Origin of the sequence: Pseudomonas izuensis, assembly GCF_002356535.2 — a bacterium.
GTDB classification, from domain to species: Bacteria; Pseudomonadota; Gammaproteobacteria; order Pseudomonadales; family Pseudomonadaceae; genus Aquipseudomonas; species Aquipseudomonas izuensis.
On sequence record NZ_AP017423.2, the window covers coordinates 5,273,702 to 5,288,585 of the forward strand.

The 14,884-nt window shown below is 60.2% G+C and carries 17 protein-coding genes and 1 pseudogene; 10 read left to right on the forward strand and 8 right to left on the reverse strand.

Features of this window, described 5'->3' with window-relative positions:
• Window positions 1–27 precede the first annotated feature (27 nt).
• Both LAB08_RS23405 and LAB08_RS23410 read left to right on the forward strand, forming a co-directional pair.
• Window positions 28–462 carry a hypothetical protein gene (locus tag LAB08_RS23405; RefSeq protein WP_084321985.1) on the forward strand — a complete coding sequence of 145 codons (435 nt, stop codon included), beginning with the start codon at window positions 28–30 and terminating at the stop codon, window positions 460–462.
• Entirely contained in the window at window positions 462–866 is a 405-nt protein-coding gene (locus LAB08_RS23410; protein WP_096509489.1) for an META domain-containing protein, read from the forward strand. Before LAB08_RS23405 ends, LAB08_RS23410 begins: the two co-directional genes overlap by 1 nt.
• A gap of 84 nt (window positions 867–950) precedes the next feature.
• Here LAB08_RS23410 and LAB08_RS23415 read toward each other — a convergent pair whose 3' ends face one another.
• Window positions 951–1,418 carry a TlpA disulfide reductase family protein gene (locus tag LAB08_RS23415; protein WP_096509488.1) on the reverse strand — a complete coding sequence of 156 codons (468 nt, stop codon included), beginning with the start codon at window positions 1,416–1,418 and terminating at the stop codon, window positions 951–953.
• Between the two features lie 114 nt (window positions 1,419–1,532).
• On the opposite strand from LAB08_RS23415, the gene arsC reads away from it, so the two are divergent.
• The 3 genes from arsC to LAB08_RS23430 are packed head-to-tail and all read left to right on the forward strand — an operon-like array spanning window position 1,533 to window position 2,907.
• A complete protein-coding gene (arsC, locus tag LAB08_RS23420; RefSeq protein ID WP_096509487.1) occupies window positions 1,533–1,886 on the forward strand; it encodes an arsenate reductase (glutaredoxin) in 354 nt (117 codons plus the stop codon).
• Window positions 1,883–2,479, forward strand: a complete 597-nt coding sequence (wrbA, locus tag LAB08_RS23425; protein ID WP_096509486.1) for an NAD(P)H:quinone oxidoreductase — start codon at window positions 1,883–1,885, stop codon at window positions 2,477–2,479. Before arsC ends, wrbA begins: the two co-directional genes overlap by 4 nt.
• A gap of 2 nt (window positions 2,480–2,481) precedes the next feature.
• The gene (locus LAB08_RS23430; RefSeq protein ID WP_096509485.1) at window positions 2,482–2,907 is read left to right on the forward strand and encodes a DUF2069 domain-containing protein; all 426 of its coding nucleotides are present in this window, start codon (window positions 2,482–2,484) and stop codon (window positions 2,905–2,907) included.
• A 99-nt stretch (window positions 2,908–3,006) separates the two neighbouring features.
• Here the strand turns inward: LAB08_RS23430 and LAB08_RS23435 are convergent, their stop codons facing one another.
• Together LAB08_RS23435 and ttcA are read right to left on the reverse strand one after the other, a co-directional pair.
• Complete coding sequence (locus LAB08_RS23435; protein ID WP_096509484.1) at window positions 3,007–3,681, reverse strand: DNA-3-methyladenine glycosylase I; 675 nt, start codon at window positions 3,679–3,681, stop codon at window positions 3,007–3,009.
• Window positions 3,682–3,810: 129 nt separating this feature from the next.
• Complete coding sequence (gene ttcA, locus LAB08_RS23440) at window positions 3,811–4,635, reverse strand: tRNA 2-thiocytidine(32) synthetase TtcA (RefSeq protein WP_096509482.1); 825 nt, start codon at window positions 4,633–4,635, stop codon at window positions 3,811–3,813.
• Between the two features lie 373 nt (window positions 4,636–5,008).
• On the opposite strand from ttcA, the gene LAB08_RS23445 reads away from it, so the two are divergent.
• Window positions 5,009–5,611 (forward strand): Yip1 family protein, encoded by a 603-nt coding sequence (locus LAB08_RS23445; RefSeq protein WP_096509481.1) that lies wholly within the window; start codon window positions 5,009–5,011, stop codon window positions 5,609–5,611.
• Window positions 5,612–5,768: 157 nt separating this feature from the next.
• Complete coding sequence (locus tag LAB08_RS23450) at window positions 5,769–6,263, forward strand: SprT family zinc-dependent metalloprotease (RefSeq protein ID WP_096509480.1); 495 nt, start codon at window positions 5,769–5,771, stop codon at window positions 6,261–6,263.
• Between the two features lie 130 nt (window positions 6,264–6,393).
• Here the strand turns inward: LAB08_RS23450 and LAB08_RS23455 are convergent, their stop codons facing one another.
• Together LAB08_RS23455 and LAB08_RS23460 are read right to left on the reverse strand one after the other, a co-directional pair.
• Window positions 6,394–7,575, reverse strand: a complete 1,182-nt coding sequence (locus LAB08_RS23455; RefSeq protein WP_096509479.1) for a CaiB/BaiF CoA transferase family protein — start codon at window positions 7,573–7,575, stop codon at window positions 6,394–6,396.
• 145 nt (window positions 7,576–7,720) lie between these two features.
• Entirely contained in the window at window positions 7,721–9,055 is a 1,335-nt protein-coding gene (locus tag LAB08_RS23460) for a dicarboxylate/amino acid:cation symporter (protein ID WP_096509478.1), read from the reverse strand.
• Between the two features lie 340 nt (window positions 9,056–9,395).
• On the opposite strand from LAB08_RS23460, the gene LAB08_RS23465 reads away from it, so the two are divergent.
• Complete coding sequence (locus tag LAB08_RS23465; protein ID WP_096509477.1) at window positions 9,396–10,424, forward strand: AraC family transcriptional regulator; 1,029 nt, start codon at window positions 9,396–9,398, stop codon at window positions 10,422–10,424.
• A 120-nt stretch (window positions 10,425–10,544) separates the two neighbouring features.
• Here the strand turns inward: LAB08_RS23465 and LAB08_RS23470 are convergent, their stop codons facing one another.
• From LAB08_RS23470 to LAB08_RS23480, 3 genes and pseudogenes are all read right to left on the reverse strand, one after another.
• Window positions 10,545–11,891, reverse strand: coding sequence for an ATP-binding protein (locus LAB08_RS23470; protein WP_096509476.1), 1,347 nt, complete (start codon window positions 11,889–11,891; stop codon window positions 10,545–10,547).
• Complete coding sequence (locus tag LAB08_RS23475; RefSeq protein WP_096509475.1) at window positions 11,888–12,565, reverse strand: response regulator transcription factor; 678 nt, start codon at window positions 12,563–12,565, stop codon at window positions 11,888–11,890. Before LAB08_RS23475 ends, LAB08_RS23470 begins: the two co-directional genes overlap by 4 nt.
• Before the next feature lie 95 nt (window positions 12,566–12,660).
• A pseudogene (locus tag LAB08_RS23480) lies at window positions 12,661–12,960 on the reverse strand (hypothetical protein); the annotation flags it as partial.
• A 156-nt stretch (window positions 12,961–13,116) separates the two neighbouring features.
• Here LAB08_RS23480 and LAB08_RS23485 point away from each other — a divergent pair.
• Window positions 13,117–13,908 (forward strand): dienelactone hydrolase family protein, encoded by a 792-nt coding sequence (locus tag LAB08_RS23485; protein WP_096509473.1) that lies wholly within the window; start codon window positions 13,117–13,119, stop codon window positions 13,906–13,908.
• Window positions 13,909–14,070: 162 nt separating this feature from the next.
• Entirely contained in the window at window positions 14,071–14,796 is a 726-nt protein-coding gene (locus LAB08_RS23490) for a 4'-phosphopantetheinyl transferase family protein (RefSeq protein ID WP_197706296.1), read from the forward strand.
• The last annotated feature ends 88 nt before the right edge of the window (window positions 14,797–14,884 follow it).

Here is a 14,884-nt window from a genome sequence, read left to right on the forward strand (position 1 = left end):
AGCATATCGCGCATATTTGGAGGACCCATGGTCGAACACGATTTCCGCTACAGCCTGATGAACCCGCAACACACCCTCACCGAATGCCGCGCCCTGGTGCCGGGGCGTTATCAAGTCACCGGCAACGGCGGCTCGATTCGCAACAATGACGTGCTGGTCGTGACCCTCAAAGGTGCCAAGGACTTGTCCATGCGCCTGACCGTCGAAACGGTTCGCCACTTGATCAATCCGCCCGGCCAATGGGTCGCGGTGGCCAGTGGTCCGGTGTTCGGCGAACTGGCGATCCATACCTGGCAAGTGAATTGCGACAGCTGCGCCAAGGAGTTGAGCTTCGAGTTCGCGGTCGACGCCAAACTGGGCAACAAGGCTGAAAAACCTGCTGCCACTGCGCGGATTGCCGAATTGGGCTGGAAGTCCGTTGGCGAGAAACACCTTTGCCCGAAATGCCAGGAGCCTGCGTGATGAAACGCCTCGCTCTGGCCGGTATGGTCGGTGCAAGCCTGCTGGGTTGCGCCGCCGAGCCTGTGCAATTGCAACAAAACCGCAGCTACATCCTGGAGTGGATCGGCGAACGGCCATTGATGGATTACAGCCACCTGACCATCACCCTCGGTGAAGATGGTCGCGCCTACGGCAACGGCGGCTGCAACCACTGGTTTGCGCCCTACACCCTGGAAGGCAGCAAACTGAGCTTCGGCAAGATCGGCAGCACGCGCAAACTCTGCGCGCCGGCGCTGATGGAGCAGGAAAAGCGGTTCCTTCAGGCCTTGGAAAACGTGCAGCGCTGGGACGTCTCCTCGATCGAGCAGATGCGCTTCTGGCCTGCCGAAGGCAAGCCGCTGCGCTGGTGGCTGGAAGAGGGTTGATCCCCGATTCATGTGGGAGCACAGCTTGCTGGCGATGGCGTCCCTGAGATCGCTATCTCGGGCAAGCCTTGCTCCCACAAACTCTCAATTCTTGGCCTGCAACGCCTCCAGCTTCGCCATCACCCCCGCCGCCGTCTGCTCGCCCACCAACTGTTCCCGCACCTTGCCCTTGTTATCGATGATGTAGGTCACCGGCAATGCCTCACTGCGGGGCAGTTCGAACAACTCGGCAGGGTCCTGCGCCAGCACGGTGAATTGGATGCCGAGTTTCTCGCTGGCGCTTTTCAGCTCTTCGCCCTGCACATTGTCGAAGTTGACCCCGAACACACCGATCTTCTTGTCCTTGAGCTGACCGGCCAGGGTGTTCAATTCCGGGATCTCAGTGCGGCACGGGCCGCACCATTCGGCCCAGTAGTTGAGCACCAGCCATTGTTTGTCCAGGCGCTCGGAGGCGACCTTCTGCCCGTTCTGATCGATCCCGTAGTCGTTACCGCAGCCCCCCAGCATCAACGCCCCGATGATCGCCAATGCCGCTGCCAGTCGCCTTGTCATGTCGTGATCCTTGTCGAAAAAAGAATACTGCCGCGACCCATTGCCACCCAAGGTTCTGGATTACGCGTTGCACAGTTAGAATAGCCGCCACCTCACACAAGATGCGACCCGCTCATGACCGATCTGACGCTTTATCACAATCCGCGCTGCTCGAAATCCCGCGGTGCGCTCGAACTGCTGGAAAACCGTGGCCTGACCCCGACCGTGGTGCGCTATCTGGAAACCCCGCTGGACGCCGCGCAAATCCAGCGCCTGCTGACCAAACTGGGCATCAGCGCCCGGCAACTGCTGCGCACCGGCGAGGACGAGTACAAGACCCTCAACCTGGCCGACAGCAGCCTGAGCGAGGCGCAATTGATCGCCGCCCTCGCCGCCCACCCAAAACTCATGGAGCGACCGATTCTCGAGGTCGGCGACAAAGCCGTCATCGGCCGGCCGCCGGAGCAGATCCTGGAGCTGCTGCCGTGAGTGCGCCATATATTCTGGTGCTGTATTACAGCCGCAGCGGCTCGACCAACGAAATGGCCCGGCAGATTGCCCGTGGCGTCGAACAGGCCGGCCTTGAAGCGCGCCTGCGCACGGTGCCGGCGATTTCCACCGAATGCGAAGCCGTGGCCCCGGACATTCCGGAGGAGGGCGCGCTCTACGCCAGCCTCGACGACCTGAAAAACTGCGCTGGCCTGGCCCTGGGCAGTCCGACCCGCTTCGGCAACATGGCGGCGCCTCTCAAGTATTTCCTCGACGGCACCAGCAACCTGTGGCTGACCGGCGCCCTGGTGGGCAAACCGGCCGGCGTGTTCACGTCCACCGCAAGCCTGCACGGCGGCCAGGAAACCACCTTGCTGTCGATGATGTTGCCGTTGCTGCACCACGGCATGCTGATCACCGGCCTGCCCTACAGCGAGTCAGCGCTCCTGGAAACCCAGGGCGGTGGCACGCCATACGGTGCCAGCCACCACGCCGGGGCTGATGGTAAAAGCGGTCTGGACGGGCACGAAGTGGCGCTGTGTCGCGCACTGGGCATGCGCCTGGCCAAGACGGCACAGAAGCTGGAGGGCTGAGGGTGGCCAAGAAGCCGAAGATCCTGCCCGCCATCGAATGGCTCGAACCCCGTGTTCGGGCCATGCGTGTCATCAGTCTGTTGTGTTTTTTCGGTCTGGTGGGGTTGCTGTGTATCTACTACCTGCTGGTAGCCGACCTGCACGGCGCCCGGCCCTGGGTGATTTTGCTGATCGAGCTGGTGCCGCTGCTGTTATTGGCGCCCGGCATGGTGGTCGGTAGCCCGCGCGGGCATTCATGGATGTGTTTTGTGGTGAACCTGTATTTCATCAAGGGCGCCCTGGCCGCGTACGACCCGAACCGGCAGATGTTCGGTTTGCTGGAAATGGGCGCGAGCCTGGCGGTGTTCTGCTCGGCCTTGCTGTATGTGCGCTGGCGGTATCAGTTGAATCGCAAGTTGGCTGGCGAGGGCGAGATTTCCGTCGCCTGATAGACCGCTTTCGCGAGCAGGCTCGCTCCCACAGGGGATTTGTGAACAGCACAGATCCAATGTGGGAGCGAGCCTGCTCGCGAATGAGGCGACTCGGATTCAATGATTCACTGTGTAAGCCAGCATCATCGAGATCTGGCTCATCGGCCGTCCGCCGCTTTCTTCATGCCATCGGTTGAACACCTGCTGCACCAGCGCCAGGTCGCGCAGGCTGCTCGGCACCTTGTCGATGATGCCCTGTGCATTCAACGCCGCCACCACGTCATAGCTCGGCACGAACGTGTCCTTGCCGACCATCCGCAGAAAACGCGGGGCCGACAGACCGCCCAATTGATGGCCACGCTTCTTCAGGAACGTCCACAACCCGACGATATCAGTCACCGGCCAATCGGCGATCATCGCGCCGAAGCTGCCCTTTTCATGGGCCACGTCCAGTACGAACTGCGCATTGCGCGGCACGCTCTTGAGCTTGCCCAGGTGGCGGATGATCCGCGCGTCCTGCATCAGGCGCTCCAGGTGTTCGGCGCTCATCAGCACGACTTTTTCCGGGTCGAACCTGAAGAACACTTCTTCGAAGGCCGGCCACTTGGCATCCACCAGGCTGTGCTTGAGGCCCGCGCGAAACACACGCAGCGCCATGGTCGACAGGTAACGATCGTCAGTGATGTCGCGCAACTGTGCCGGGGTCTTGGGAACGGGCAGATGGGCGTCCAGTTCGGCGGCCGAACCGAAACGGTTCAAGCAGTATTCGTTCAGCCACTTGTAGTCGCGCATGCCCTCTCCCGGGAAATAGAAGTAAAAACGGTGGGAGCGAGCCTGCTCGCGAAAGCGGTGTGTCATTCAACATTGATGTCGACTGACCGGACGCCTTCGCGAGCAGGCTCGCTCCCACAGTGATGGTGCTTAAAGGTTTACGACGTTGACGAAGCGCGAAGCCGCCGTCTCGTCGATCTTGAGGCTGGTGAAGTCGAACAGGTTGCGATCCGCCAGTTGCGACGGGATCACGTTCTGCAGGCTGCGGAAAATGCTTTCGGTACGCCCCGGGGTCTTGCGTTCCCAGTCCTGCAGCATTTCCTTGACCACCTGGCGTTGCAGGTTTTCCTGGGAACCACAGAGATTGCACGGGATGATCGGGAATTGCTTGAGATCCGAATAAGCCTGGATGTCCTTTTCGCTGCAGTAGGCCAGCGGGCGGATCACCACATTGCGACCATCGTCGGCCCGCAGTTTCGGTGGCATGGCCTTGAGCGAACCGTTAAAGAACATGTTCAAAAAGAAGGTCTCGACAATGTCGTCGCGATGATGCCCCAGGGCCATCTTGGTCGCGCCGATTTCATCGGCAAAGGTGTAAAGCGTGCCACGACGCAGGCGCGAGCAGAGCGAGCAAGTGGTCTTGCCCTCAGGAACAAGCTCCTTGACCACCGAGTAGGTGTCTTTCTCGACAATGTGGTACTCGATGCCCAGCTCCTTGAGATAGGCCGGCAAGACATGCTCGGGGAACCCCGGCTGCTTCTGGTCCATGTTCACGGCCACGATATCGAACTTGATCGGTGCGACCTTCTGCAGATGCATCAGCACATCGAGCATGGTGTAGCTGTCCTTGCCGCCGGACAGGCAGACCATGACCTTGTCGCCGTCTTCAATCATGTTGAAATCGGCGACAGCCTCACCGGCCTGGCGGCGAAGGCGCTTTTGCAGTTTGTTCTGGTTGACCGTAAGAGTGCCCATGACGCGAAATCCGTGAGGTGTGACGAAAGGCGGGCATTTTACGCAAAAACCCCGCCAGGGCGAAGTGCCCCCTATCCCCCTGTGGGAGCGAGCCTGCTCGCGAATGCGGTGCGTCAGCCAATAAAGATGTCGACTGACATATCGCATTCGCGAGCAGGCTCGCTCCCACAAAGAACCGCTGACAGTCCCAGCAGCGATTAACAACAAGGTTTACAGCGCAATTTGCTCTAAGCCCCTTCACCTTGTAAGGGAAACTCCTTCCTATACTGCGTCATAAGGTCGCATTCAAATCCAGACCTATTACTTACTTGGCCGCATTGGCCCGTAGGCGCTCCACTGGGGGGCGACGGTAAAAACAAGAGGAGTGACTGGCATGATCCATCACGTAGTGGGGCTCTTCACCCACCCTGACCAGGAATGGAAAGAAATCCGTGGCGACCAGGAGGAAAGCATCAGCCACATGTACCTGACCCACACGCTGATTCTGGCGGCAATCCCGGCAATTTCGGCGTTTATCGGCACCACGCAAGTCGGTTGGGTCATCGGCAGTCGGGCGCCAGTGATGTTGACGATGGAAAGTGCACTATGGATGTCGATCATGTCGTACGTGGCGATGCTTGGCGGCGTTGCGGTAATGGGTGCGTTCATCCACTGGATGGCCCGCACCTATGACGCCAACCCGAGCCTGGCCCGCTGCGTCGCATTTGCAACCTATACCGCGACACCGCTGTTCATCGGAGGTCTGGCGGCACTGTATCCACACTTGTGGCTGGGGATGATCATCGGCACCGCAGCGATCTGCTACACGGTCTACCTGCTGTATGTCGGGCTACCGACGTTCATGAACATACCAACTGACGAGGGCTTCCTGTTTTCCAGTTCTGTACTCGCCGTAGGCCTTGTGGTGCTGGTGGCCATCATGGCGTTCACCGTAATTGTCTGGGGACTCGGCGTGGGGCCGGTCTACACCAATTAATATCACGTCACCTAAAACTAGATCTGCCAACACAGGCCGCCGCAAGGCGGCCTTTTAATGCTTGAACAACTGGAACGGCTACGACCATTCGGCGCTTGAGCGATTCGCAAGGCCTGGGGGTTGCGGCATACTCGACGTCTCTGGAGATCCATCAAGCATGCCCGAGCAACTCAATTCCCGCGTCGAAGACTGTTTCCAACAAGCCGAATCCTTTTTCAAACGACCTTTCAAACGCCCCGTGGTGAGCCTCAAGCTGCGTGGACAAAAAGCCGGCGTCGCGCATTTGCACGAGAACCTGCTGCGCTTCAACCCGCAGTTGTACCGGGAAAACACCGAAGATTTCCTCAAGCAGACCGTGGCCCACGAAGTCGCGCACCTGATCGCCCATCAATTGTTTGGCGACCGCATCCAGCCCCATGGCGAAGAATGGCAATTGATCATGCGTGGTGTGTATGAACTCCCCCCCAATCGTTGCCACACCTACGACGTCAAACGCCGCAGCGTGACCCGCTACATCTACAAATGCCCGTGCGCCGACAGCGATTTCCCGTTTTCGGCACAGCGCCATAGCCTGGTGAGACAGGGGCGGCGGTATTTGTGCCGGCGCTGCCGCAGTACGTTGGTGTTCAGTGGGGAAATGCGGGTCGAGTAGTTGGGTGACTGCGCTGGCCTCATCGCGGGCAAGCCTTGCTCCCACAGGTTTCATTGTCGTTCACAAATTTTGTGATCAAAGCTGATCCCTGTGGGAGCAAGGCTTGCCCGCGATGAGGCCGGTATAGGCGCTAGAGAATCACCCTGGCACGCCGCAACTCATCAATCCGCTCAACGCTGAACCCCAACTCCCCCAACACCTGATCCGTGTGTTCCCCCAACGCCGCACCAATATGCCTGGGCTCCGGCAATCCATCCGAAAACTTCAACGGACAAGCCATCTGCGCCTGAGTCGAACCATCGCCCCGCGGCACTGCAGTCACCAGCTCCCGCGCCCGCAATTGCGGATGCCGCACCGCTTCGCGCAGGCTCAATACCGGCTCGACACAGGCGTCCAGCTCGGCAAACAACGCACACAGCTCGGTAAAGTCATGTTTTTCAAACTCGACCTTCAACGCATCCTTGAGCTTCTTCTGCTGCGCCGGCTGCGGCGACAGGCCCAGGCTCGCCAGCTCCTCGAGCCCCAACGCCACACACAACTGCTTCATGAAGTCCGGCTCCAGGCTGCCCACCGATAACCAGCGCCCGTCCCGCGAGCGGTAGTAATCGTAGAAGCTGCCGCCATTGAGCATCTGGTCTTCCCGCCCCGGCTCGACGCCACAGGCCAGGTACCCGGCACCGGCCATGGCGTTCAGGCTGAATGCGCAGTCGGTCATGCTCACATCCAGATGTTGCCCCTGCCCGGTGTGCTGCCGGGCGATCACTGCCGCCAACAGACCGACCACGCCGTGCAGCGAACCACCGGCGATATCCGCCACCTGCGCGCCCAAGGGCAGCGGTCCGCTGTCGGCGCGGCCGGTGTAGTTCGCCAGCCCGGCCAGCGCCAGATAATTAATGTCGTGGCCGGCGCGATCCTTGTAGGGGCCGGTCTGGCCATAACCGGTGATCGACACATAGATGAGCTTCGGATTGATCGCCTTCAAGGCTTCATAGCCCAGCCCCAGGCGCTCCATGACACCGGGACGAAACTGCTCCAGCACGATGTCGTAGTCCTTGAGCAATTGCTTGATGACGTCCAGCGCCTCAGGCTGCCTGAGGTCCAGGGCCAGGCTGCGTTTATTGCGATTGAGGTAGGCGTGGCTGGCCGATACCCCGTGATCGTGGGGTGGCAGCACGCGCAACAGGTCCATGCGGGTCGGCGATTCGATGCGCAGCACCTCGGCGCCCATGTCCGCCAACAACAACGAGGCGAACGGGCCGGGCAGCAGGGTCGAGAAATCCAGTACCTTGAGTGATGCCAGTGGACCGAGCATGAATATTCTCCTTATATGATGCCCCTCAGACTAGGCAGCCGAACGTGACGGAGCAATCACCTTATGCGCCAGTGACGCTGACAGTTGCGCTCAAGTCGCAGGCAATAAAAAACCCGCCGAAGCGGGTTTTTCATTACAACAAGACTTACTTGGCGTTAGTCGGGGTCGCCCCTTTGACATGGCCCAGAACATCGTCTTTAGGCTCGTCAGCAATGCCGCGACCGCCGGAAGCCAGTTCAGCGTGCATCACGTCGGTGTCCAGCTCCTTGACCCACTTGGCCACCACCAGGGTGGCAACGGCATTACCAATCAGGTTGGTCAGGGCACGGGCTTCGGACATGAAGCGGTCGATGCCGAGAATCAGCGCCAGGCCGGCAACCGGGAGATGACCCACCGCGGACAGGGTGGCCGCCAGTACGATGAACCCGCTACCGGTCACGCCCGCAGCCCCCTTGGAGGACAGCAGCAACACCACCAGCAGGGTGATCTGATGCGTGATGTCCATGTGGGCGTCAGTGGCCTGGGCAATGAACACGGCCGCCATGGTCAAGTAGATCGCCGTGCCGTCGAGGTTGAACGAGTAACCGGTCGGGATCACCAGACCCACGACGGATTTCTGCGCGCCCAGACGCTCCATCTTGATCAGCATGCGTGGCAACACCGATTCCGAGGAGGAGGTGCCCAGCACGATCAGCAGTTCTTCACGGATATAGCGGATCACTTTTAGCACGCTGAAACCGTGCGCGCGGGCAATACCGCCGAGCACGATCAGGATGAACAGTACGCAAGTGATGTAGAAGCAGGCCATCAGTTGGCCCAGCTGCACCAGCGAGCCGACACCGTAGGCACCGATGGTGAACGCCATGGCACCGAACGCACCGATTGGCGCGAGCTTCATGATCATGTTGATGATGTTGAACATCACGTGGGCGAAGCGATCGATGAAATCCAGCAGCGGCTTGCCATAGGCACCCAGGCGATGCAGGGCGAAACCGAAGATCACCGAGAACATCAGCACTTGCAGGATGTCGCCCGTGGCGAACGCACCGACAATGGTGGCCGGGATGATATTCATCAGGAAGCCGATAACGCTCTGGTCAGCGCCTTGTGCCACGTAGGTCGCCACTTTCGAGGCATCCAGGGTGCTCACATCGATGTGCATGCCAGCGCCCGGCTGCACGATGTTGACCACGACCAGGCCCACCAGCAACGCAATGGTCGATACGATTTCGAAGTACAGCAGCGCGTAACCGCCAGTCTTGCCAACCGACTTCATGTCCTGCATGCCCGCGATACCGCTGACGACGGTGCAGAAGATGATCGGCGCGATGATCATTTTGATCAGCTTGATGAACCCGTCACCCAGCGGCTTAACGGCCACACCGAGCTGTGGATAGTAGTGACCGAGCAAAATACCGATGACAATTGCAACGATCACCTGGAAATACAGGGATTTGTACAGTGGCTGACGAGTCGTCATTGCAAAGTTCCTCAAGAGTGCGCGGGGACAACATCCATCCGTTGCCCACGACACCTCATTTGCGAACCCTCCTGCACCGGAGGGATTTGTTTTTTCGAGCTGCGCGACGGCAGGCATCTGCCGGTTGTATCGCAAAGCCCGTGCCACCTTCCGTGAATCCTCCTACAAGCCTTTTGATATCAGGCATTGCAGGTTCTTCTTGACTGGCTAGCGGTTGCGCCGCAGTGGCGGATTTCCGCCCATTGACCAAATCGGGTCGTACAATCTGGCGGATATCCGCCTTGTTCATCCGTTGCAACCGCAGCTACCATCCATCGCTCAATGGACGGATTTGCCTGCTATGCGCGAACGCACCATCGCCAGTCATTTCGCCCGTGCGGTCCTGCGCGGCGCGCAACGGCACGGCTACGACTATTCGGACCTGTTGCAGCAATTGGGGATCAGCCCCGAGTTGCTCGAAGAGCCGCGGGCGCGCATTGGTCCGGAGCCATTCACCCGACTGATACAGGCTCTGTGGCTGGCACTGGACAACGAATACCTCGGGTTTGGGAAAGCGCCGAGCAAACCCGGTAGCTTCGCGATGATGTGCCATGCCGTGATTCATTGCCGCAATCTGGAGAAGGCACTCAACCGCGGCTTATTGTTTTATAGCCTATTCCCTGACGCCCCGCGCCTGACCCTGACGCGCGAAGACGAAATGATTCGCCTGAGCCTGGACGATTCGCAGCTCTGGGATCCGGACCATTTTCTCACCGAATACCTGCTGGTGGTCTGGCACCGGTTCGGCAGTTGGCTGATCGGTCAGCGCATTCGCCTGGAGCAGGCGACGTTCAGTTACCCGCGACCGGAACACGGGGCCGAGTACGATTTGCTGTTCTCTTGTGCACTGAGCTTTTCAACCGCAAAGAGCGCGGCACAAAAGAGCAGCGGGGCGCAAAGCAGCCTGCTGTTCCACAGTCGTTACTTGAACATGCCGTTGCTACAGGACGAACGTACCCTCAAGCATTTCCTTGAACGCTCGCCTGCCGACCTGCTGGCGCGCCCGGATGATGGCCATAGCCTGACCAGCCAGTTGCGGCGCTTGCTCAGCCGCGACAGTGCTCGCTGGCCGGACCTCGACGCCGTGGCCACGCACCTGCACATCAGCCCGCAGACGCTACGTCGGCATTTGCGCGAGGAAGGCACCAGCTTTCAAGAGTTGAAGGACCAGTTGCGCCGCGACATTGCGATCTATCACCTGAGCCGCAACGATCTGCCCTTGCAGCAGATCGCCGAACAGCTGGGGTTTTCCGAGCCTTCGGCGTTTCATCGGGCGTTCAAGAAGTGGACGGGGCTGACGCCTGGGGCTTACCGGGCGCAGGAAAGTTGAGATTTGCGGCGGATTGACTGGCCTCTTCGCGAGCAAGCCCGCTCCTACAGGGGATGTTCAGTGCGTCATAGATCCATTGTGGGAGCGAGCCTGCTCGCGATGGCGCCCGCAAGAGCAACACTAAACCACCGGAAACTGAATCCTGAACGCCGCCCCGCCCATGGGTGAATCCCCCAGCGTCAGTTTGGCGCTGTAGCTTTCAATGATGTCCTTGACCACCGCCAGGCCAATGCCCTGCCCCGGATGCTGTCGATCCAGGCGCTCGCCACGTTGCAGGATTCGTGCGCGCTGATCGGGCGGCACGCCGGGACCGTCGTCCTCAACGCACAATTCGATACCACCCAGGGTCTGCCGCACGCTGATGCGCACTTCACCCAGGCACAGGCGATAGGCGTTCTCCAGCAAGTTGCCCATCATCTCCAGCAAGGCCCCCTGCTCAATCGGCACGTAACACTCTGGCGGCAGGTCCAGGGTCACCCGCACGCGCTTGTCGCGGTAGACCTTGTCCAGCGTGTCGCAGAGACTTTGCAGCACCGGACGCAGTTGAACCTGATGCCGCACCAGACCGCTTTTACGCAGGCTGGCGCGCTGCAATTGATAGCTGATCTGCTGGCTCATGCGCTCGATCTGGGTTTGCAGCACCCGGGCCTGATCGCGATTTTGGGGGCGTTGCGCCATGTCCTCGCTGACGCCTTGCAGCACCGCCAGCGGTGTTTTCAGGCTGTGCGCCAGATCGTCGAGGGAATCGCGGTAACGGCTGCGCTGTTCGCGCTCGCTGTGCAGCAAGCGGTTCAGGGAACCCGTCAGGCGCAAGAGTTCGCGGGGATGTTGTTCGCTGAGGCTTTCGCGGGCGCCACTTTCGATTTCGTCCAGCTCCTGGCTGAGCCGGCGCAACGCCTGCAAGCCCCAGGTCAGGCCGATCCACAGCAACGCCAGCAGCACCAGCAAGGCCGCGCCGAAGCCCAGGTAGAGGTTTTCCCGCAGGCCTTCGAGGGTCAGCTCGTATTCGCGTACCGGTTGCAGCGCGACAATGCTGAACGCCGCGCTCTTGCCCCCCAGCAACTTGACCTCGACGTCATAGACGAAGAACTCCTGGCCATTGGCTTCTCTGATCCTGGCGAACTCATTGCCGCGCCCGTCATAGCGCGGTTTGTAATTGAGCATCTCTTCCTGAGTGGCCCTGGAGCGCCAGACCAGATGACCTTCGCGGTCGTAGATATAACCGAGCAAACGGCTGTCGGTCAGGTTGAAGCGCTCGTCGGGCAATTGCGCCGGCATCTGCAAGCGGTTGTTCTCCACCCGTGCGGCGGAGATCAGTGTCGTCACGTCGGAGGCCAGGCGTTGTTCAATGGAGTCTTGCAGCGCCAGGCTGAACGCACCTTGCATCGCCGGCAGCAGCGCCAGCATGAACAACACCGCCAGCAGTGTGGCGGCGAGCATCAAGCGGACACGAAGGGAACGAATCAAGTGCAGCGCTCATTGAACAGGTAGCCGAGGCCGCGAACGGTATCGATCGGCTTGAACCCGACCGGCCCTTCCAGTTTGCGGCGCAGACGGCCGACCAGCACTTCGATCACATTCGGATCGCGCTCGTCGTCATCCGGGTACAACTGTTCCATCAGGCGGTCCTTGGCCACTACTTGCTGGTGATGGCGCATCAGGTACTCGAGGATGCGGTACTCGTAGGCCGTCAGCGCCAGCGGCTGATCGTCCAGGGATGCCTGTTTGCGATTGAGGTCGAGCACCAATGGCCCGGCGACGATGGTCGACTGGGTGAAACCGCTGGAGCGGCGCAACAAGGCATTGAGCCGGGCGTCGAGTTCTTCGAACTGGAACGGCTTGACCACATAGTCGTCGGCGCCAGCCGCCAGGCCTTCGACCTTGTCCTGCCAATTGCCGCGCGCCGTGAGGATCAGGATCGGAAAGGTCTTGCCCCGCGAGCGCAACTGGCGGATCAGATCGAGGCCGCTCATGCCCGGCAGGCCGAGATCGATCACCGCCAGGTCATGGTTGAATTGCTCGGTCTGATACAAGGCCTCCTCGGCATTGGCCACGGACTCGACCACATGCCCGCTTTCCGTCAGGCGGGTTTGCAGGTGATGGCGCAACAGCGCTTCATCTTCGACGACCAGCAATTTCATAACGTTCTCCTGCTGATCAACAGCTCCAGAGGCACAACCTTCAATAAAGGCACGTGTTGCGATGGCTGATATCACGACGGCTTGCTGATAGTCGTCAAATCGTAGCGGCCCATGAGGTCCTCCTGACGAAGTTTAATGCCATTGTGCGAGACCGACACGTTGTCATACGTGGCGTAGTCACTATTCTGGCTGCCTTGCCGGGCCAGATGCACGCTCCAGGCACTGTCATTGTCGACCACACCGCCCACGCTCGAATAATTCAGGACACCGGACTTTTTGACCTTGTCGCTGGTCTGTCCAGAAGTAAGCCTGGTGAAATTATCGTCGGTCGCATGGGCGGCAGCACTGACGCCCAGGACGGTGAACGCCAGAAGCAGGTTTTTCAAGCCAGTCATAGGGAGTTTCCTCATGCGCTGTTCGCTTTTTGGTAGCGGCAAGGGTACTGATCCCGCCCTGAACTCCCCCTGAACGCAATCTGAACCTAAGCTGAATCAACCCGATCCGGGTGCTTCGATGAGAGTGTCCCGATAATTTTCGACAGGAGATTAACCATGCGCATGTTCCTCGCTGTCCTCTTGCTGGCCTTTAGCGGGCTCAGCCACGCCGCCATCAAGACCCAGGAAATCCCCTACCAGAGCGTCGACGGCACGAAACTGATCGGCTATTACGCCTATGACGACGCGATCAAGGGCCCGCGCCCCGGCGTCGTTGTGGTGCATGAATGGTGGGGGCTCAACGATTACACCAAACGCCGCGCCCGCGACCTCGCCGGCCTCGGCTACAGCGCCCTGGCCATCGACATGTATGGCGACGGCAAAAACACCGAACACCCCAAGGACGCCATGGCGTTCATGCAGGCGGCGACGAAAGACAGCGCGGCGTCCAGTGCGCGCTTTCAGGCCGGGCTCGACTTGCTGAAGAAACAAGCGCAAACCGACCCGAATAAAGTGGCTGCCATCGGCTACTGCTTCGGTGGCGGTGTGGTACTCAATGCTGCGCGTCAGGGTATGCCGCTGGCCGGCGTGGTGAGTTTCCACGGCGCATTGGCGACTAAAACGCCGGCGACACCCGGTAGCGTGAAAGCGAAAGTCCTGGTCGAACACGGCGCGCTGGACAGCATGGTGACGCCCGATAACGTGGCTGCCTTCAAAGCCGAGATGGACAAGGCTGGCGCCGACTACAAGTTCGTCAGCCTCGACGGCGCCAAGCACGGCTTCAGCAATCCTGACGCCGATCGCCTGAGTCATGGCGATCACGGCGGGCCGGACATTGGTTACAACAAGGCGGCGGATGAAAAGTCGTGGGCGGATATGCAGGCGTTTTTCAAGAAGATATTTGGGTAATCAGGTAGACCGCGGTGCGGCTTTCGCGAGCAGGCTCGCTCCCACATTGGATTTGTGTCTCACCGTCGATCCTGTGGGAGCGAGCCTGCTCGCGAATGGCCGCACCGCCGATCTGAACCTTTGCACTACCCAGTTTCAGGGCAACCCGGCAAAATGCCCGACATGAATCCAGTCCCCGCCCTGCCCGCCTGCTGTACGCCCCTCGATGCCCACTGGCCGCTGCCGTTTGTGCTGCCGGATGCGGTGCTGTTGAGCACCCACTTCAATCCTTCGCAACTGCTCAGCGATGATTTCCAGCGCAGCGCCATCGACGTGCCGGCGAGTATCCAGCGCTCCGTCGCGAAACGGCAGGCGGAGTTTCTCGCCGGACGGATCTGCGCGCGGGCCGCCTTGCAACAACTGGAAGGCCTGAGCGTCAGCCCGGCCATCGGCGAAGACCGGGCACCGGTCTGGCCGGCGCATATCACCGGCTCCATTACCCACAGTACCGGCCGGGCCGCGGCAATTGTCGCCAGGAAAAACCATTGGCGCGGCTTGGGCATGGACCTGGAAAACCTGCTCAATGCCGAACGCGCCGAACGCCTGGCCGGGGAAATTCTCACCCCGCCCGAGCTCCATCGCATGGCCGCCGGGCATCGCGATCAACTGGCGTTGCTGGTGACCCTGACCTTTTCGGTAAAGGAGAGCCTGTTCAAGGCGCTCTATCCGATCGTCCAGCAGCGTTTCTACTTTGAACACGCCGAAGTGCTGGAGTGGACCGAGGCGGGTGAAGTGCGGTTGCGGCTGTTGACGGACCTGTCGAGTGAATGGCGCAACGGCACCGAGCTGGATGCGCAGTTTGGGGTCAAGGATGAGCAGTTGTTGAGTCTGGTCAGCATCAGGGCCTGAAGTGTTTCGGCGCCTGTCGGGCCGCCATCGCGAGCAAGCTTTGCTCCCACAGGTTTAGTTTGACCGGCACAAAACCTGTGGGAGCAAA